Origin of the sequence: Kribbella sp. NPDC006257, from assembly GCF_040613535.1 — a bacterium.
Taxonomy (GTDB): Bacteria; Actinomycetota; Actinomycetes; order Propionibacteriales; family Kribbellaceae; genus Kribbella.
In genome coordinates this window covers 61,940-78,684 of sequence record NZ_JBEXSJ010000021.1, presented here as the reverse complement: position 1 = coordinate 78,684, position 16,745 = coordinate 61,940, and the positions used below count along the sequence as shown (strand labels likewise).

The window sequence follows — 16,745 nt, the reverse complement described above, 5'->3', positions numbered from 1 at the left end:
GATCCGCCTCCCCAAACGCACGGACCACCCTTCGTCGCGGGGTCCGCCCCCCTCCGTGGGGTTCGCTCCTCGTCGGAGGGTTCACCTCCTGCTATAGCAGGGGGCGAAGCCCGGGACGAGAGGTGAAGCACCTCATGCCGCGCGATCCGCCTCCCCAAACGCACGGACCACCCTTCGTCGCGGGGTCCGCCCCCCTCCGTGGGGTTCGCTCCTCGTCGGAGGGTTCACCTCCTGCTATTGCAGGGGGTGAGGCCCGGGACGGGGAGGTGAGCTGCCTCTTCGGTTGTTAGGTGGGGTGGGTGGCGGTGATGGCTAGGAGGAGGGGGATGGGGTTGCCGGGTAGTTGCCAGAAGCCCTCGTCCGTGGGGGTCATGCTGGGGGTGCGTTGGCGGAGGTCTAGTGGGAGTTCGCGGACTCGTTCGATGTGGAGGCCGGCGGTTGCCAGTGCGGTGATGATCTCGCCGACGGGGTGGAACCAGGTGTGTTGGTGATGTTCGGGGACCTCGAGGTCGTCGGTGTAGGTGCGTTCAACTTTGCGCGCTGCGGCGCCGGAGCGGAATGCGGATCTCGCCAGCGTGAGTTTGCCGTCGACGTCGTCGAAGAGCGAGAGGGTCGGGTGGAAGTCGACGACCGTGAAGGTCCCACCGGGCTTGAGCATCTGGGCGATGACCTCGGCCCATGCGGTCAGATCGGGCAGCCAGCACAGTACGCCGTACGTGGTGACGACCAGATCGAATTGCTCATCGAGCTTCTGCGGTACGTCGTACAGGTTCGACTCGATGAAGCGCGCGTCGAGGGCGAGCTCCTTGGCCAATGCTCGGGCGGCCGCGACGGACTCGGCGGAGAAGTCGATGCCGGTCGCCTTGGCGCCGAGCCTTGCCCAGGAAAGGGTGTCGACGCCGATGTGGCACATCAGGTGCAGCAGCGATTTGCCGCGTACGTCACCTAGTTCCTCCTGCTCGAAGGGACGCAGGGTGCTCCGGCCGGCTTTGAAGGCCGCCAGGTCGTAGTGCTTCGAGCCGAGGTGGACCGGTGTGCGCAGGTCCCAGGCGAGCTGGTTCTGGCGCATCAGTTCCTGATCGGTCATGCAGGAGGGCTGTCCTGTTGGGGTTTCGCCGGCTCATCGGCCACGACTTCCGGCGTACGGGCGCCCGCCGTACCGGCATCCGCGGTGGCGGCGCTCGCGGGAGCGGCGCTCGCGGGAGCGGCGTTTGCGGGAGCGGCGTTTGCGGGAGCGGCGTTTGCGGGGGCGGCGTTTGCGGGGGTCACCTCGGGGGGCGTCTCGTCGGGGGCGTCCTTGGCGGTGACCTTCTTGAACTCGTTCAGCGCGCGGGCCGCGTTGCGGGTCAGCTCCGGCAGCTTGTTCGCGCCGAACACCAGCACCACGATCACCAGGATGACGATCCACTCGCCGCCTTCGGGCAGCGCCAGCAGAGCAGACATGAACGTCCTTCTTTCTCAAGAACCCGCAACCACGGTACGCCTGTGGATAAAGCTGCGCAGGCGAGGTCGGGGGGACGCCTGTGGATGAAGCTGGGCAGGCGCGACCGGGCAGGACATAGGGTTGCGGGCATGGCTGGAACGCTTCCCGAACTGTTCGCCGCCGCGGTGCGCCGCGACGGTGCGAGTCCTTTCCTCACCTACTACGACGACGCGTCCGGCGAGCGGATCGAGCTGAGCGCGCTCACCACCGCGAACTGGGTGGCGAAGACGGCGAATCTGCTGGTGGACGAGTACGACCTCGAGGCGGGCGAGACGGTGGCGATCGGGCTGCCGCCGCACTGGCTCGGCGTGGTCTGGGCACTGTCCACCTGGTCGGCCGGTGCGAGCCTGACCAGCGGTGAGGGCGAGGTAGCGATCACCGGGCCGGACTTCGGGATCCGCGGGACGCGGGAGACGATCGCGTCGGCATTGCTTCCGCTCGGCGGGCGGTTCCGGGAGGCGATCCCGGCCGGCGTGCACGACTACGGCGCCGAGGTCTACAACCATCCCGACGTGTTCGTCCCCTTCGAGCCGCCGGCGGCCGGCTTCCCGGCGTACGACGGAAGCTCGCACGCGGACCTGATCGCGGCGGCGACGCCGATCACCGAGCGGGTGCTGACCACGGCGAGCCTGGTGACGCCGGACGGTATCGGCACCCTGGTCGGGGTGATCGCGGGCGGTGGCTCGATCGTCCTCTGCCGCAACCTGGACGAGTCGAAGCTGGACCGCCGAATCACCGACGAAAAAATCGACCGAGTACTGGAACACGCCTGACCCGGTCGCGGAGGTTGACCGGATGCTCGCAGAAGTTCGAGGTGAGAGCGAGATGGGCGAGCGGGTGCGGGAAGACGCCTGATTTGGGGCGGGAGTAAGGACTGCAGGTTGTGACGACGGGTCAGGGAAGCGAGGAGAGTTGATGCAGCGGTTCGAGGGGCGGGTTGCGCTGGTGACGGCGGGGGCGCAGGGGATCGGCGCTGCCGTTGCGCGCAGGATCGCGAGTGAGGGTGGTTCGGTGATCGTCACCGATCTGCAGGAGGACAAGAGCGCCGCGGTCGCCGCCGAGATCGGCGAACGGGCGATCGCCGTACGGGTCGATGTCACCTCGCGCGCCGACATCGATGCGGCGGTCGCGGCCGGGGTCGAGCGGTTCGGACGGCTGGACCTGCTGGTGAACAACGCAGGCGCTTGCATCGTCACCTCGCTACCGGAGGAGACCACGGTCGAGGAATGGCACCGTCAGCTCGACCTCACCCTGGTCGGAGCAGCGCAATGCATCCAGGCGGTCTTGCCGGAGCTCGTCAAGACACGCGGGAACGTCGTCACGATCAGCTCGGTGAACGGCCTCGCCGCCTTCGGGAACATCGAGTACTCCGCGGCGAAGGCCGGCCAGATCGCCATGACACAGAACTTCGCCGCTCGCTACGGCAGCAGCGGCGTCCGCTTCAACGTCGTTGCCCCCGGCACCATCCGGACGCCGAACTGGGACAACCAGCCGGACGCGCTGGAGAGGCTGAGCAAGCTGTACCCGCTGCAGCGCGTCGGCGAATCCGAGGACATCGCCGCCGCGGTCGCCTTCCTCGGCTCCGACGACGCCGCCTGGATCACCGGCCACACCCTCCCGGTAGAAGGCGGCGTCCTCACCGGCCCCGCTCCCCTCAACCTCACCCCCACCGGCCCCTTCAGCAACGACCACTAGGCCGCCTACTCCGGCCGACCCCCGCCTCCCGGCACCGCTGGCGGAGTTGCATCAACCGGCGGAGCTGCGCCAGTTGGCGTTGGCGGGTTTCGCCCGCTAGCGGAGTTTTCGTCCGCTAGCGGGCTTATTACGCGGCATCGGCCGAACACCGCGTCAGCGCTTAGTCGCCCCTCCCCAACTCACCCCCAGCCCCGGCGACGGCTGCCGGTCTGCGATGAATGGGCTTACCTCCGCCTCGCCTGCTTCCCCCACTGCTCTACCAATGGGGGAAGCAGGCCACGAGGAGGTAAGCCCATCCGCCGCCCCGCCCACGCCACCCGGACGGCCTTCGCCTGGCGCTGAAGGTTCGCTGGGCGGCGTCGCCGGGGCCCGCTTCGGCTCCCGTAGGAGGTTATGAGGAGTGCGACCAGTATGTGGACGGTTACGAAGGGTGAATGTCTAGTTAGTTTATAGTTTTTGTTCATTAAGGGATCCGTACCCCGAGAACAGGACACCGTGCGATGACCGAACCCAGCTGGTCCTTCGAGACCCGCCAGATCCATGCCGGCCAGACCTCCGATCCGACCACGAACGCTCGCGCGCTGCCGATCTACCAGACCACGTCGTACACGTTCGACAGCACCGATCACGCCGCGAGCCTGTTCGGCCTGCAGGAGTTCGGCAACATCTACACCCGGATCCAGAACCCGACCCAGGACGCGGTCGAACAGCGGATCGCCAGCCTGGAAGGCGGTACGGCGGCGCTCCTGGTGAGCTCCGGCCAGGCCGCGACCTCGCTCGCACTGCTGAACATCGCCGAAGCCGGCGACCACATCGTCAGCAGCCCGAGCCTGTACGGCGGCACGTACAACCTGTTCCACTACACGTTCCCGAAGCTCGGCATCGAGGTGAGCTTCGTCGAGGACCCGAGTGACCTGGAGTCCTGGAAGGCCGCGATCCGGCCGAACACGAAGGCCTTCTTCGGCGAGACGATCGCGAACCCGAAGAGCGAGATCTTCGACATCGAGGGCATCGCCGGCGTCGCCCACGAGTACGGCGTACCGCTGATCGTCGACAACACCGTCGCCACGCCGTACGTGCTGCGTCCGCTCGAGCACGGCGCCGACGTGGTGGTGCACTCGGCGACGAAGTACCTGGGCGGTCACGGTACGGCGATCGCCGGGGTGATCGTGGATTCCGGCAAGTTCGACTACGCCGCGAACCCGGAGCGCTTCCCCGGATTCAACCAGCCGGACCCGAGCTACCACGGTCTCACCTACGGCACTGCGCTCGGCGTCGGTTCGGATCTCGGCAACCTCGCCTACATCCTCAAGGCCCGGGTGCAGTGGCTGCGCGACCTCGGTACCGCGCTGTCTCCGTTCAACGCGTTCCTGATCGCACAGGGCCTGGAGACGCTCTCGCTCCGGATCGAGCGGCACCTGGACAACGCACTCAAGGTCGCCCAATGGCTGGAGTCGCGCGACGAGGTGGAGAGCGTCGCGTATGCGAGCCTGCCGTCGAGCCCGTACTACGAGCTGGCGCAGAAATACACGCCGCGGGGCGCTGGTGCCGTCGTCGCCTTCGAGATCAAGGGCGGTGTGGATGCCGGCAAGCGGTTCGTGAATGCCCTGCAGTTGCACAGCCACGTCGCGAACATCGGCGACGTCCGGTCGCTGGTGATCCACCCGGCCTCGACCACGCACAGCCAGTTGTCCGAGCAGGACCAGCTCGCCTCCGGCGTCACGCCGGGCCTGGTGCGGCTGGCGGTCGGGCTCGAGCACATCGACGACATCCTGGCCGATCTCGAGGTCGGATTCGCCGCCGCCAAGTCGGCCTGAGCCGGCTGACCAATGACTCAGGATCGCCCGGCCGCGTCCGTCAGGGAGTGGAGCATCGGCGCCCGGGGGCGGGCCACCGGTGCTCCGGACGACGGCGCTCTGCAGGGCGCCGGACACTCATCCGGTCAGGTGGCCGATGGGTGCCGGCCGGGCGATCCTGACCCACCACAAGCCCAGACCAGGCGGTTTGCCGACATTGGTGAACTTCCTTTGGAACAAGGGAGTTCATTGCCGGGAGTGGTGATTGCTTATGAGAGTTGGGGGCGGCTCAATGCTGCTCGGGACAACGCCGTTCTCATCTGCCACGCGCTGACCGGGGACGCGCACGTGGTCGGGCCGGCCGGCCCGGGGCAGCCGACGCCGGGCTGGTGGGACGGGTTGATCGGGACCGGCCGGTACGTCGATCCCACCGACTGGTACGTCGTGGCCGCGAACGTTCTCGGTGGTTGCCAGGGCTCGACCGGCCCGTCGTCGATCGCGCCGGACGGAAAGCCTTGGGGCAGCAGGTTCCCCGCGATCACCATCCGGGACCAGGTCACCGCCGAGGCGGCGCTGGCGACGTATCTCGGGATCGGCAGCTGGGCCGCGGTGATCGGCGGTTCGATGGGTGGCATGCGGGCGCTCGAGTGGCCGTTGCTCTACCCGGAGCGGGTCGCGACGTCCGTAGTACTGGCTTCTACCGGGTATGCGACGGCCGAGCAGATCGCCTGGTGCGCGCCGCAGCTGGCCGCGATCGAAGAGGATCCAGCGTGGCAAGGCGGTGACTACTACGAGTCAGGCCGGGCACCGACCTCCGGGCTCGGGATCGCGCGGCGGATCGCCCAGGTCACCTACCGCTCGGAGTACGAATTCGCCACCAGATTCGGCCGCACCCCGCAGGGCGACGGCCGGTTCGCCGTCGAGTCGTACCTCGATCACCACGCGAGCAAGCTCACCCACCGCTTCGATGCCGGCTCGTACGCCGTACTCACGCGCGCGATGAATTCGCACGACATCGGCCGGGATCGCGGCGGTCTCCGCAGCGCGCTCCAGAATCTCCAAGCCCGCCTGGTCGTCGCAGCCGTCGACTCCGACCGCCTCTATCCGTCACGGCTCTCCACCGAACTCATCGATGCCCACCCCGATGCGGGACCGCTGCACCTGATCAAGTCGCCGTACGGCCACGACGGCTTCCTGATCGAGCTCGACCAGGTCGGCGCAATGATCGCGGAGACGCTCGACGGCGCGTAATCTCCGACGAGTGGAGATACAGGCCTGGAAGATCGCCTTCGCGGCGGATGACGACAACGAGTGCGTTCGGACGGTCCTCGATCATCTGCGCTTCTCGCACGAGGTGGTCGTGATCGAGCCGGTGACCTGGCCGAGCATGTCGCGTGCGGTCGCCGAGCAGGTGGCGAACGGCGATGTCGACTTCGGCGTCCTGATGTGCTGGACCGGCACCGGTACGGCGATCGCGGCCAACAAGGTCGCCGGTGCCCGGGCGGCCACCGTCGCCGACGCCTGGACGGCCGAGAACGCCCGCCGCTGGAACGACGCGAACATCATCGCCCTCAGCCTCAAACGCCTCGCCCCGGCCGTCGCGGTCGAGTGCGTCCAGGCCTTCCTCGCCGTCGCCGAACCCGACCCCGACGAGCTGCCCAACATCGAAGACATCGAACGCTGAGGTAAGCCTCAGCGAAGGCGGGCGAAGCCCTCGAGTGCGTAGGTGTGCTCCAGCTGGCTGCCGAAGGCCTTCCACTGCGCCGCGACCTTGGCGAAGCCGGCCGCGGCCGTCGTACGGTCGCCGCGATACTCCGCCAGCAGGCTCTCGGCCGTCTTCACCGAGTACTCCCACATCGGCAGCAGCGGCACCAGCCGGGCAGTCAGGTCCGCGGCGATCCCCGGCTCGTCGACCGCCAGGGCGGCGCGAACGTACGCCGGTAGGCGCGCGGCAAACTCATGGCTCCCAGTCAGCTCCTCGATCCCGAGCAACCGCTGAAGCACCTCGCGGACTCCCTCACGCTCACCCGCGGCGGCCCGCACCGTTGCAACGGGTGCGCCGGCGACCGCGAGGAGGTCGGGCCAACCCACCAGGATCGCCAGCCGGTACGCCTCCTCGGCCGCCTCTCGAGCGCCTTCCTGACCGAGCTCCAGCTGGGCCCGGGCCAATGCCGACAGCACCTCGATCCGGCGTAATAGGATGAACGCCGGACCTGGATGATCCAGTTGCTCGCGGCAACTACTGACGACCTCGTCCAGCTCGCCGGTCTCGACCATCAGCTCCAGCACCGTGCAGCTGATCTGCTGCTCGAGTTCCACCAGCCGGCGCCGGGAGGCGTACTCGCGAGCCTCCCGCAACGAGTCGAGCGCCGCCACCGGGCCCTCGATCTGCCAGACGACGAAGCCGTAGTTGAGCCACGTGACCGCCGTGTCACGCGCCTGGCCCAACTCTTGCAGTGCGGCCAGCGCGTGCTTGATGTCGACCAGTCCGCCGGTGTCGCCGTTGGCGATCCGGGACAGCCCGAGCGCCTCCAGCGCCCGGTACGGCACGGCGTACCCCTGCTCGGCCGCCATCGCCAGCGAGCGGTTGGCCGCGGCGAACGCATCGTCGCGCCGGCCCGCGACCGACAGGATGCTCGCCTGCCCGGCGAGGGCACCGACCAGGTCCTCGCTCGACCCGAGGTCCTCGAGCATCGCAACCACCCGGTTGATCGTGTCCAGCCGCTCGGCCATGTTGTTCATCGGATAGGTCGACATCCGCAATGCCCGGGCCGTCCCGACAACGTTGCCTGCGGCCTCGAATCCGGCAGCGGCCGCGCGGAAGGCGGCCAGCGCGTCGTCGAGCCGTCCGGTGAGGAAGGCGGCCCAGCCCCAGCGGGACAGCACCTCCGGACGCTCCGGATCGTCCTCGGGAGTAAGGGCGAGCGCCTGGTCGAGCAATCGGAGCGCGTCGGTGGTGTCGAGGTTCATCGCGAGCTCGGCGGCCAGCTGGTCGTAGCGCCTCGCTCGCGGCGACAACTCCTGGACCACCCGATCGTCGCCGACGGCCCGTGCCAGCTCGAGAGCGGTCTCCAGGTGATGGGCGATGATGTTCGTCGCCTCGGCCTGCCTTGTCGCGCACTGCGCTTCCAGCCAGTCCGCCGCGGCGATGTGGCGGGCCGACCGCTCAGCCCGCGGCACCTGGTTGTACGCGACATCACGGGTCAGCGCATGCCAGAAGACATACTCGTGCTGACCGGCCATCGACGACTGGCGAACCGGCCGCACCAGCTCCTTACGCGCCAACGCCTGCAACGCCTGTACTACGTCGGCGGCGTCGCGGTGACTCAGGACGGCGACGGCCTCGGCCCAGAACACCCGGCCGATCACGGCCGCATTCGCCAGCAGTGCCTTGCGATCCGGCTCGAGCGTGTCCAGACGGGCGGCGATGATCGAGCTGATCCCCGACGGCAGGTCCGCCGTGGCGTGCCCTGGTCCGGAGTCCTTCACCATCCGCGCGAGCTCCTCGGCGTACAAGGGATTGCCGTCGGCGCGCTGGACCAGCTCGGCCTTGGTGTCCGGGGGCACGGCACCGTCGGTGAGCAGCCGGGTGATCAGCTGGTCGGTCTCGCTGCCGGACAACGGGGAGAGGCCGATCGTGAGGGCGTTCTGGAGTCCACGGGTCCAGCGGGGGCCGCGTTCCAGCAGCTCGGGCCGGGCGGTGATGACGACCAGCAGCGGAAGGTCGGTGACCCAGTCGACGAGATGATCGACGAAATGCAGCAGGGCGTCCTTGGCCCAGTGCAGGTCCTCCAGCACGATCACGGTCGGGGCGTGCTCCGCGAATCCCTCGAGCAGTTGTCGCCAGGCGGCGAACGACTCCTCCTGCGTCACCGAGCCGGTCGGCACGCCGGTGGTCTCCGCGCCGACCAGCGGCCGGACCCGTGCGCGCAACCAGGACCGGTCCGCGCCGTCGGGCAGGATGGCCTCCAGCTTCTCGGCGGCTGCGGTCGGCTGATCGGTGTCCAGGATGCCGGCCTGCGCCTTGAAAATCTCCGCGATCGGCCAGAACGGGCCCTCGCCGTACGGCAGGCAGCGGCCTTCGCGCCACGTCACCAGCTCGTCGCGTCGGTCCAGTTCGGCGCCGAGCTCCGCGACCAGCCGGGACTTACCGATCCCTGGTTCGCCCAGCAGGGTGACGAACTGGGGCGCGCGCTCGGCGACCGCCTTGTCGAACGCGGTCCGCAGCAGGGTGAGATCACGCTGCCGGCCGACCAGCGGCGTACTGAGGTCACGGATCACGTCCGCGCCGAAGCGGGCCCGGGGCTCCCCTGCCTGCCAGCGGCTGAGCGGGTGGCTGAGTCCCTTGACGGCAACGGGTTCCAGCTCTTCGTAGCTGAAGACGCGGCTGGTCGCGGCGTAGGTGCCGGCGCCGACCACGACCGTGCCGACCGGGGCCGAGGTCTGCAGCCGGGCGGCGGCATTGACGACCAGGCCGGTGACGAACGGCTCGCCGAGCTCCGGCCTGGCGGCCAGCTCGACCAGCGCTTCGCCGGTGTCGATACCGATCCGGACCTCGAGCGTGCCCGTCGCGGCCAGCGCGGAAAGGATCGCCAGCCCGGCCCGGACGGCCCGCTCGGCATCGTCCTCGCGGGATCGTGGGGCACCGAAGACGGCCAGGATGGCGTCCCCGGCGAACTTCTCCACCGTCCCGCCGTACCGCTCGACGGTGTCGCGCAGCAACTGGTGGTACGGCAGCAGCCAGCGCCGCACGTCCTCGGGGTCCGCGGACTCCGAGGCGGCGGTGAAACCGACCAGGTCGCAGAACAGCACCGAGACGACCTTGCGCTCCGTCACGGAGGCCATTGGTTGCCCCGGGCTACTCTCCGGCCTGATACTCAGGCCCGGTGGGCGGCCTCGAGCGAGCGGATCCGCCCGCAGAGGGCCTTGAGCAAGGTCTGTGCGACGTCCGGGTTCTCCTTCACCACCGGCGCGAACGCCAGCGACGACAGCGCGAAGGTGGTCAGCCCGTCCGGACCGGCGATCACCGATGCCGAGCGCGGCTGCCCGTCCAGCAAGGAGATCTCGCCGAAGTAGTCCCCCACGCCCAGCGCGGGCCGGGCCTCGCCGTCGACGGTGACCTCGGCCGACCCTTCGAGCACGACCTGCAGACCGGTGTCGTCGCTGCCCTGCTGCACCACCGAGGCACCGGCCGGCGTCGTCAGCGTGGTGCCGCGGGCGATCAGGTCGCTCAGCGTTTCGGCCGGCAGCCCTTCGAAGAGGTCGATCTTCGCCAGGAACCGCGGCAGGGACTCGTAACTCATGCGGATCGCACCCCTCGATCAGAGCCCGTCGGTCGACGAGCTGTAGTGGCTGGGGCACAACATACAGCCGCCCAGGACCGCCCAGCCAGGATATTCTCCACCACCGGCCGGCTGGGACCCGTATCGTCGCGGCCGTGGAAGACCAGGTCGCGGACAACTACGACGAACTGCCGTTGTGGTCGGCCCCGTTCGGGCAGCTGATCCTCGAGCACGTACCACTGAAGCGCGGCCAGACGATCGTCGACCTCGGCGCCGGCACCGGCTTCCTCACCGTCGAACTGGCCCAGCGCAGCGCGGCGGCCCGGGTGATCGCGGTCGACCCGTGGGCCGGGGCGATGCAGGTACTGCAGCGCAAAGTCGACTACCTCAGGCTCACCAATGTCGAACTGGTGATTGCGTCGCAGCTCGACCTGCCCAGCGACTCGGTCGACCTGGTGGTCTCCAACCTCGGCATCAACAACTTCGACAACCCGGCGACGGTTCTGCAGGAGTGCTATCGCGTACTCCGGCCAGGTGGTCGCCTGCTGCTCAGCACGAACCTGGCCGGGCACATGGCCGAGTTCTACGCCGTGTTCCGCGAGGTCCGCCCGTCCGAAGCACTGGATGAGCACGTCGCGCACCGAGCCACCGTCGACGGAACGCTCGACCTCCTGCAGCAGGCAGGCTTCACCGCAAGCGTCCTCGCTCAGACGACCTTCAAGATGCGGTTCGCCGACGGTACGGCGTTGCTCAGCCACTACTTCATCCGCCTCGGCTTCCTCGACGGATGGCTGGCGATCGCCGGTCAGGAAGCGCTCGACGCGGTAGAGCAAGAACTGAACCGGCGCGGTGAGGTCTCGCTCACCGTGCCGGCTGCCTGTTTCGAGGCGGTGAAGGACTAGCCTTTGGGCCAGGCGTCCCAGGCGGAGGCGAACATTTCGTCCACGGTGTGGGTGTTCTTCCACTCCAGGTCGCGGGCGGCGAGTTCCCCGGAGGCGACGACGCGGGACGGGTCGCCGGGTCGGCGCGGGCCCTCGGTCGGGGTGAAGTCGATGCCGGTGACCCGGCGGGCGGCATCCATGATCTCGCGCACCGACGTACCGGTGCCGCTGCCCAGGTTGTAGACCGGCTCGAGGCGCCCAGAAGTTGAACCCAGCCCCGAGTCGAGGGCACGGGCCGCGGCGACGTGCGCGCGGGCCAGGTCGGCGACGTGCACGTAGTCCTTGATCGAGGTGCCGTCCGGGGTCGGGTGGTCGGTGCCGTAGATCTGCGGGATCTTGCCCTGGGTGAGCAGGTTGCAGACGATCGGGAACAGGTTGTACGGGCTCGCGTCGTACACCTTCGGGTCGCCGGAGCCGACCACGTTGAAGTAGCGCAGCGCGGTGTGGTTCAGCTCGACCGCCTTGGCCTGGTCCTTGAGCAACCATTCGCCGACCAGCTTCGTTTCGCCGTACGGGCTCTGCGGGTCCGGCGCGGTCTGCTCGGTGACGACCTCGTCCTTCGGGGTGCCGTAGACGCCCGCGCTGGAGGAGAAGACGATGTTGCGGACCTCGGCCTCGGCCATCGCCTCCAGCAGCGAGACCATCGCGGTGACGTTCTGGGTGTAGGTGTGCATCGGCTTCTCGACCGAGACCCCGGCGTACTTGTACCCGGCCAGGTGCACCACGCCGCTGACGCCTTCCAGGGCGCGTCGGGTCGCGGCGGAGTCGAGCAGGTTCGCCTCGACGAACGGGACACCCTCCACCAGGAACTCCGGCTTCCCGCTGGACAGGTCGTCGATCACCACGACGTCGATCCCGTCCGCGGCGAACGCGCGCACCACATGCGCTCCGATGTACCCGGCACCACCAGTCACAAGCCATGTCATGCCCGGCATCCTCTCATCCACGGTGAATCCGGCGGCCGGGCAGTAGGGCATGCCTGGCAGTTCGTCGCCGTAGCGAGCAGGTGCTCGGTGCGGTAGCTCGGTGTGCGGGAGGGGCGGGTGGCGATGCGGAGCATCGTGCCCGTCGCTCCCGTGCAGCGAGGTGCCGTGCCGAGTGCCGCGCAGTAGGCGAGGAACTGCCAGGCATGCCCTAACATCCGGGGATGATCGGACTCGTTCTTGCCGCCGGAGCCGGGCGCCGCCTGCGCCCCTACACCGACACCCTGCCCAAGGCCCTGGTGCCCATCGACGCGGAGACCAGCGTGCTCGACCTGACGCTGGCCAACTTCGCGGAGGTCGGGCTGACCGATGTCGCGATCGTCGTCGGGTACGCCGCGCAGGCCATCGCCGACCGGCAGAAGGAGATGGAGAGCCGGTACGGCGTGACGCTCGAGCTGGTCCACAACGACAAGGCCGAGGAGTGGAACAACGCCTACTCGCTGTGGTGCGCCCGTGACCTCTTCGCGCAGGGGTTCGTGCTGGCCAACGGCGACACCGTCCACCCCGTCTCGGTCGAGCACACCTTGCTCGCAGCACAGGGTGGCGACCAGCGGATCATCCTCGCCCTCGACACGGTGAAGTCGCTGGCCGACGAGGAGATGAAGGTGATCTGGTCGCAGGAGAAGGGTGTCGAGCGGATCACCAAGCTGATGGAGCCCGCGGACGCCACCGGCGAATACATCGGCCTGACCTTGATCGAGCCCTCGGCCGCGGAAGACCTCGCGGATGCGCTGAAGACGACCTGGGAGCGCGATCCCAACCTGTACTACGAGGACGGCTACCAGGAGATGGCCAACCGCGGCCAGCGCATCGACGTGGCGCCGATCGGTACCGTCGAGTGGGTCGAGATCGACAACCATGACGACCTGGCCCGGGCGCGGGAGATCGTATGCCCCTCCTAGCCCGGATGATCACCGCGCCGTTGGTCGTCGACGTACGCCGCGGTGCTCTCGCCGAGCTGGGCACGATCCTGGCCGACCAGCGGATCTCCACCTCCGGGCGGGTCGCGATCGCGGTCGGTGCGACGTACGGACCGACTGTGCAGAAGACGTTCGAGGGCGGCCTGGCCGGCGCCGACTGGTATTCCGTCGAGGGCGGCACCATCAACGCCGCGATCAAGCTGGTCGAGCAGGTCCGGACGAAGCGCTACGACGCGATCGTCGGGGTCGGCGGCGGGACCGTGCTGGACGTGACGAAGTTCGCGGCCGCGCGGCTCGGGCTGCCGATGGTCGCGGTCGCCACCAACCTGGCGCACGACGGGATCGCATCGCCGATCAGCACCTTGGACAACGACGCCGGGCGCGGCTCGTACGGCGTACCGGCGCCGCTCGCCGTGCTCGTCGATCTCGACCTGGTCGGCCAGGCGCCCGAGCGGTCGGTGCGCTCCGGGATCGGCGAGATCCTGTCGAACCTGTCCGCGATCGCCGACTGGGAAGCGGCCCATCGTCAGCACGGCGAGGAGATCGACGGGCTCGCGGTGTCGCTCGCGCGGACCTCGGCGCAGGCTGTCCTGCATCATCCGGGGACTGTTGCCGACGACGACTTCCTCGCGACGCTGGCCGAGGGATTGGTGTTGTCGGGGATCTCGATGGTGGTCGCCGGTACGTCGCGGCCGTCGTCGGGGGCGTGCCATGAGATCTCGCACTCGATCGACCTGCTGCATCCGTCGCGGCGCGGGTATCACGGCGAGCAGGTCGGCCTGGGGGCTGCGTTCGCGTGGTTCCTGCGCGCCGATCTGGATCGCTTCCACGCTACGGTCGACTGCCTTGCGCGACATGCGTTGCCGGTGCGTCCGACCGATCTCGGGTTCTCGCTGGAGGAGTTCAACGGGATCGTCGAGTACGCCCCGCAGACGCGTCCCGGCCGGATCACGATCCTGGAGGAGTCCGCGCTCACCCCGGACCTGATCGCCACCCGGGTCGCAGAGTTCAACGACCACGTGTTCGCCCGGCTCAGCTCGTCCGACGGCTCGGTGACACCAGAAGGCGTCGCGCTCGACTGACCCCTTGCGGCAGTGGTGAGGATGGAGGGGTGAGCATTCATCTGGACTGGCCGGACTGCCGCAACGTGCGTGACCTGGGCGGACTGCCGACCGCGGGTGGCGGCCGGATCCGCCCGGGTGCGCTGATTCGCTCCGACGGCCTGCAGTACCTGTCGGCCGCAGGCGTCGCCGCCGTACGCCGTGCCGATGTGAGCCGGGTGCTCGACCTACGCTCGACGGCCGAGGTCGAGCAGTCGCCGACCCCGTTCACCGACGACCCGCTCGGGCACTGGATACCGGTCCAGGATCCCGCCGTACCCGGACCCGGGATGGACACCATCGTCAAGGTCTGCAACGAGATCCTCGACCAGGGCCCGGAGCGGTTCGCCGAGGTGATGCTGGCGATCGCCGAGGCGCCACCGGGTGCGGTGGTCGTGCACTGCCATGGCGGCAAGGACCGGACCGGGATGGTCGTCGCGCTCGCGCTCAGCGTCGCCGGCGTACCGGAGGACGAGATCGTCGCCGACTACTTCGTCACCAAGGAACGCCTGGCGCCGTGGATGGCCCAGCAGCTCGCCGATGAACCGGACGAGTCGCTGCACGCGGAGATGCTCGAGTTCCGCGACACCCGGGCGGAGTCGATCGTGGCGATCCTGGATCACCTGCGGACGGCGTACGGAGGTCCCGAGGCCTATCTGCGCAAGGCCGGCCTCAGCACCGCCCAACTCGGCCTGCTGCGCACCAGATTGACCGGCTGAGCGGGCACTCCGAACGACCCGCAATCGTTGTGTCACCGTGTGAAACCGGTAACACAAAGTACTGGCGCCGACTCGCCTGAAACGGTTCAGAGGGCGCCGATGTCATATTCGTGTCCCGCGCCCAGTAGATTGGCCCGCATGTCAACCGCCGCTGAGTCGGCCAAGACCGCTGAACTGGCGGCGATGGCTGAGCGTTATGGGTTGTCCAGGAGTTCGGCCCGCCCGAACCTCCGGACCTACCTGTTCGAACTGTGGGGCCGTCGCCAGTTCATCGTGAGCTATGCCCGGGCGAGGACCTACGCGGTCTACGCCGGAGCCCGGCTCGGATCGATCTGGCAGGTCCTCACCCCGTTGCTCAACGCGGGGGTGTACTACCTGGCCTTCGGCGTCCTGCTGGGGACGAAGAACGGCATCCCGAACTACGCCGCGTTCCTGATCTGCGGCATGTTCGTCTTCACCTACACGCAGCGGTCGATGACCGAAGGGTCGCGGGCGATCTCGGCGAACATGTCGCTGATCCGCACGCTGCACTTCCCGCGGGCGACCCTGCCGCTGGCGTACGTGGTGAACGAGCTGAACCAGATGTTCCTCTCGATGGCGATCCTGCTGGCGATGGTCGGCTTCACCACCGGCCCCAACTGGCACTGGCTGTTGCTGGTCCCGGCGCTCTTCCTGCAGACGCTGTTCAACATCGGCGCCACCTTGGTCTTCGCCCGGCTCGGCGCCTTCCTGACCGACATCTCGCAGCTGCTCCCCTTCATCACCCGGACCTGGCTGTACGCGTCCGGCATCTTCTTCTCGATCCCGGTCAAGCTGGAGGCGCTGAACGCTCCCGGCTGGGTCATCCAGGTGCTCTCGCTGAACCCGATCTCGGCGTACATCGACATCGCCCGCCGGGCGGTCCTGGAAGAGCACGTGAAGAACCAGCTCCCGCATGCGTGGGAGATCTCGATCATCTGGGCCGGCATCTCGCTGGTCGGCGGTTTTCTCTACTTCTGGCGTGCGGAGGACAGGTATGGCCGTGGCTGAGACGGCAGCTCCGAGGACGACGGCCTGGGCCGCCGCGTCGGATGCTGTCCCGACGGTGATCGCCGACAACGTCAACATCATCTACAAGGTCACCGCGTCCGGTGGCAAGGGCACCGCGGCGAGTGCGTTCCGGCGGATCCTGAAGCGCCAGGACCGGCCGACCATCCGCGAGGTGCACGCGGTCAAGAACGTCAGCTTCACGGCGTACAAGGGCGATGCGATCGGTCTGATCGGCCGCAACGGCTCCGGGAAGTCGACGCTGCTGCGGGCCATCGCCGGGCTGCTGCCGCCCGCGTCGGGGGCGATCTACACCGGCGGGCAGCCGTCGCTGCTCGGCGTCAACGCGGCGATGATGAACGACCTGACCGGCGATCGCAACGTCGTCCTCGGCTGCCTGGCGATGGGTATGTCGCTGGCCGAGATCGAGGAGCGCTACGACAGCATCGTCGAGTTCTCCGGCATCGGTGACTTCATCGACCTGCCGATGTCGACCTACTCGTCCGGGATGTCGGCGCGGCTCAAGTTCGCGATCGCGTCGGCCAAGACGCACGACATCCTGCTCGTCGACGAGGCGCTGGCCACCGGTGACGCCGAGTTCCGGGTCCGCTCCGAGGCGAAGATCAAGGAACTCCGATCGTCGGCCGGCTGCGTCTTCCTGGTCAGCCACAGCCTCGACGTCGTCCTGGACACCTGCAACCGCGCCATCTGGCTCGACAAGGGCGTCCTCCGGATGGACGGCGACGTCCAAGAGGTCGTAGACGCCTACAACCAAGAAGCCACCGGCAAACGCTGAGTCT

At 68.5% G+C, this 16,745-nt stretch carries 16 protein-coding genes; 11 read left to right on the top strand and 5 right to left on the bottom strand.

All coding sequences use genetic code 11. The features are described 5' to 3' along the window. Positions 1–286 precede the first annotated feature (286 nt). Together ABZ004_RS24615 and tatA are read right to left on the bottom strand one after the other, a co-directional pair. Complete coding sequence (locus ABZ004_RS24615) at positions 287–1,087, bottom strand: class I SAM-dependent methyltransferase (RefSeq protein ID WP_355683125.1); 801 nt, start codon at positions 1,085–1,087, stop codon at positions 287–289. Next, the gene (gene tatA, locus ABZ004_RS24610; protein WP_355683123.1) at positions 1,084–1,443 is read right to left on the bottom strand and encodes a twin-arginine translocase TatA/TatE family subunit; all 360 of its coding nucleotides are present in this window, start codon (positions 1,441–1,443) and stop codon (positions 1,084–1,086) included. Before tatA ends, ABZ004_RS24615 begins: the two co-directional genes overlap by 4 nt. A gap of 129 nt (positions 1,444–1,572) precedes the next feature. Here tatA and ABZ004_RS24605 point away from each other — a divergent pair, with 129 nt between their 5' ends. The 5 genes from ABZ004_RS24605 (at position 1,573) to ABZ004_RS24585 (ending at position 6,658) form a co-directional block, all read left to right on the top strand. Continuing rightward, positions 1,573–2,256, top strand: coding sequence for a TIGR03089 family protein (locus tag ABZ004_RS24605; protein WP_355683121.1), 684 nt, complete (start codon positions 1,573–1,575; stop codon positions 2,254–2,256). Positions 2,257–2,398: 142 nt separating this feature from the next. Further along, positions 2,399–3,178, top strand: a complete 780-nt coding sequence (locus ABZ004_RS24600; RefSeq protein WP_355683119.1) for an SDR family oxidoreductase — start codon at positions 2,399–2,401, stop codon at positions 3,176–3,178. Between the two features lie 500 nt (positions 3,179–3,678). Further along, positions 3,679–4,995, top strand: coding sequence for a bifunctional o-acetylhomoserine/o-acetylserine sulfhydrylase (locus ABZ004_RS24595; RefSeq protein ID WP_355683118.1), 1,317 nt, complete (start codon positions 3,679–3,681; stop codon positions 4,993–4,995). 129 nt (positions 4,996–5,124) lie between these two features. Then, positions 5,125–6,225, top strand: coding sequence for a homoserine O-acetyltransferase (locus tag ABZ004_RS24590; protein WP_355683241.1), 1,101 nt, complete (start codon positions 5,125–5,127; stop codon positions 6,223–6,225). Positions 6,226–6,235: 10 nt separating this feature from the next. Continuing rightward, on the top strand, positions 6,236–6,658 hold the full coding sequence (locus tag ABZ004_RS24585; RefSeq protein WP_355683117.1) for an RpiB/LacA/LacB family sugar-phosphate isomerase: 423 nt from the start codon (positions 6,236–6,238) through the stop codon (positions 6,656–6,658). Positions 6,659–6,666: 8 nt separating this feature from the next. Here the strand turns inward: ABZ004_RS24585 and ABZ004_RS24580 are convergent, their stop codons facing one another. Both ABZ004_RS24580 and ABZ004_RS24575 read right to left on the bottom strand, forming a co-directional pair. Further along, on the bottom strand, positions 6,667–9,810 hold the full coding sequence (locus ABZ004_RS24580; protein ID WP_355683116.1) for an AAA family ATPase: 3,144 nt from the start codon (positions 9,808–9,810) through the stop codon (positions 6,667–6,669). Between the two features lie 41 nt (positions 9,811–9,851). Further along, the gene (locus ABZ004_RS24575) at positions 9,852–10,277 is read right to left on the bottom strand and encodes a cyclic nucleotide-binding domain-containing protein (RefSeq protein ID WP_355683114.1); all 426 of its coding nucleotides are present in this window, start codon (positions 10,275–10,277) and stop codon (positions 9,852–9,854) included. A 134-nt stretch (positions 10,278–10,411) separates the two neighbouring features. Between ABZ004_RS24575 and ABZ004_RS24570 the strand changes: the two genes are divergently transcribed. Next, entirely contained in the window at positions 10,412–11,158 is a 747-nt protein-coding gene (locus tag ABZ004_RS24570; RefSeq protein ID WP_355683112.1) for a methyltransferase domain-containing protein, read from the top strand. Here ABZ004_RS24570 and galE read toward each other — a convergent pair. Beyond that, positions 11,155–12,123, bottom strand: coding sequence for a UDP-glucose 4-epimerase GalE (gene galE, locus ABZ004_RS24565; protein ID WP_355683110.1), 969 nt, complete (start codon positions 12,121–12,123; stop codon positions 11,155–11,157). The genes ABZ004_RS24570 and galE overlap by 4 nt on opposite strands. A gap of 221 nt (positions 12,124–12,344) precedes the next feature. Here galE and ABZ004_RS24560 point away from each other — a divergent pair, with 221 nt between their 5' ends. The 5 genes from ABZ004_RS24560 (at position 12,345) to ABZ004_RS24540 (ending at position 16,741) form a co-directional block, all read left to right on the top strand. Further along, the gene (locus tag ABZ004_RS24560; protein WP_355683109.1) at positions 12,345–13,082 is read left to right on the top strand and encodes a phosphocholine cytidylyltransferase family protein; all 738 of its coding nucleotides are present in this window, start codon (positions 12,345–12,347) and stop codon (positions 13,080–13,082) included. Beyond that, a complete protein-coding gene (locus tag ABZ004_RS24555; RefSeq protein ID WP_355683107.1) occupies positions 13,070–14,182 on the top strand; it encodes an iron-containing alcohol dehydrogenase family protein in 1,113 nt (370 codons plus the stop codon). Before ABZ004_RS24560 ends, ABZ004_RS24555 begins: the two co-directional genes overlap by 13 nt. Positions 14,183–14,211: 29 nt before the next feature. Beyond that, entirely contained in the window at positions 14,212–14,919 is a 708-nt protein-coding gene (locus ABZ004_RS24550; RefSeq protein WP_355683105.1) for a tyrosine-protein phosphatase, read from the top strand. Positions 14,920–15,057: 138 nt separating this feature from the next. Next, positions 15,058–15,948: an ABC transporter permease gene (locus tag ABZ004_RS24545; protein WP_355683103.1), complete on the top strand. Its 891-nt coding sequence runs from the start codon at positions 15,058–15,060 to the stop codon at positions 15,946–15,948. Beyond that, complete coding sequence (locus tag ABZ004_RS24540) at positions 15,935–16,741, top strand: ABC transporter ATP-binding protein (RefSeq protein WP_355683101.1); 807 nt, start codon at positions 15,935–15,937, stop codon at positions 16,739–16,741. The genes ABZ004_RS24545 and ABZ004_RS24540 overlap by 14 nt, the downstream gene beginning before the upstream one ends. Positions 16,742–16,745: the final 4 nt, after the last annotated feature.

Coding starts and splice junctions, on each gene's coding strand:
- ABZ004_RS24540 (WP_355683101.1), top strand. CDS start 15,935: ATGGCCGTGGCTGAGACGGCAGCTCCGAGGACGACGGCCTGGGCCGCC.
- tatA (WP_355683123.1), bottom strand. CDS start 1,443: ATGTCTGCTCTGCTGGCGCTGCCCGAAGGCGGCGAGTGGATCGTCATC.
- ABZ004_RS24595 (WP_355683118.1), top strand. CDS start 3,679: ATGACCGAACCCAGCTGGTCCTTCGAGACCCGCCAGATCCATGCCGGC.
- galE (WP_355683110.1), bottom strand. CDS start 12,123: ATGACATGGCTTGTGACTGGTGGTGCCGGGTACATCGGAGCGCATGTG.
- ABZ004_RS24575 (WP_355683114.1), bottom strand. CDS start 10,277: ATGAGTTACGAGTCCCTGCCGCGGTTCCTGGCGAAGATCGACCTCTTC.
- ABZ004_RS24555 (WP_355683107.1), top strand. CDS start 13,070: ATGCCCCTCCTAGCCCGGATGATCACCGCGCCGTTGGTCGTCGACGTA.
- ABZ004_RS24600 (WP_355683119.1), top strand. CDS start 2,399: ATGCAGCGGTTCGAGGGGCGGGTTGCGCTGGTGACGGCGGGGGCGCAG.
- ABZ004_RS24605 (WP_355683121.1), top strand. CDS start 1,573: ATGGCTGGAACGCTTCCCGAACTGTTCGCCGCCGCGGTGCGCCGCGAC.
- ABZ004_RS24545 (WP_355683103.1), top strand. CDS start 15,058: ATGTCAACCGCCGCTGAGTCGGCCAAGACCGCTGAACTGGCGGCGATG.
- ABZ004_RS24615 (WP_355683125.1), bottom strand. CDS start 1,087: ATGACCGATCAGGAACTGATGCGCCAGAACCAGCTCGCCTGGGACCTG.
- ABZ004_RS24560 (WP_355683109.1), top strand. CDS start 12,345: ATGATCGGACTCGTTCTTGCCGCCGGAGCCGGGCGCCGCCTGCGCCCC.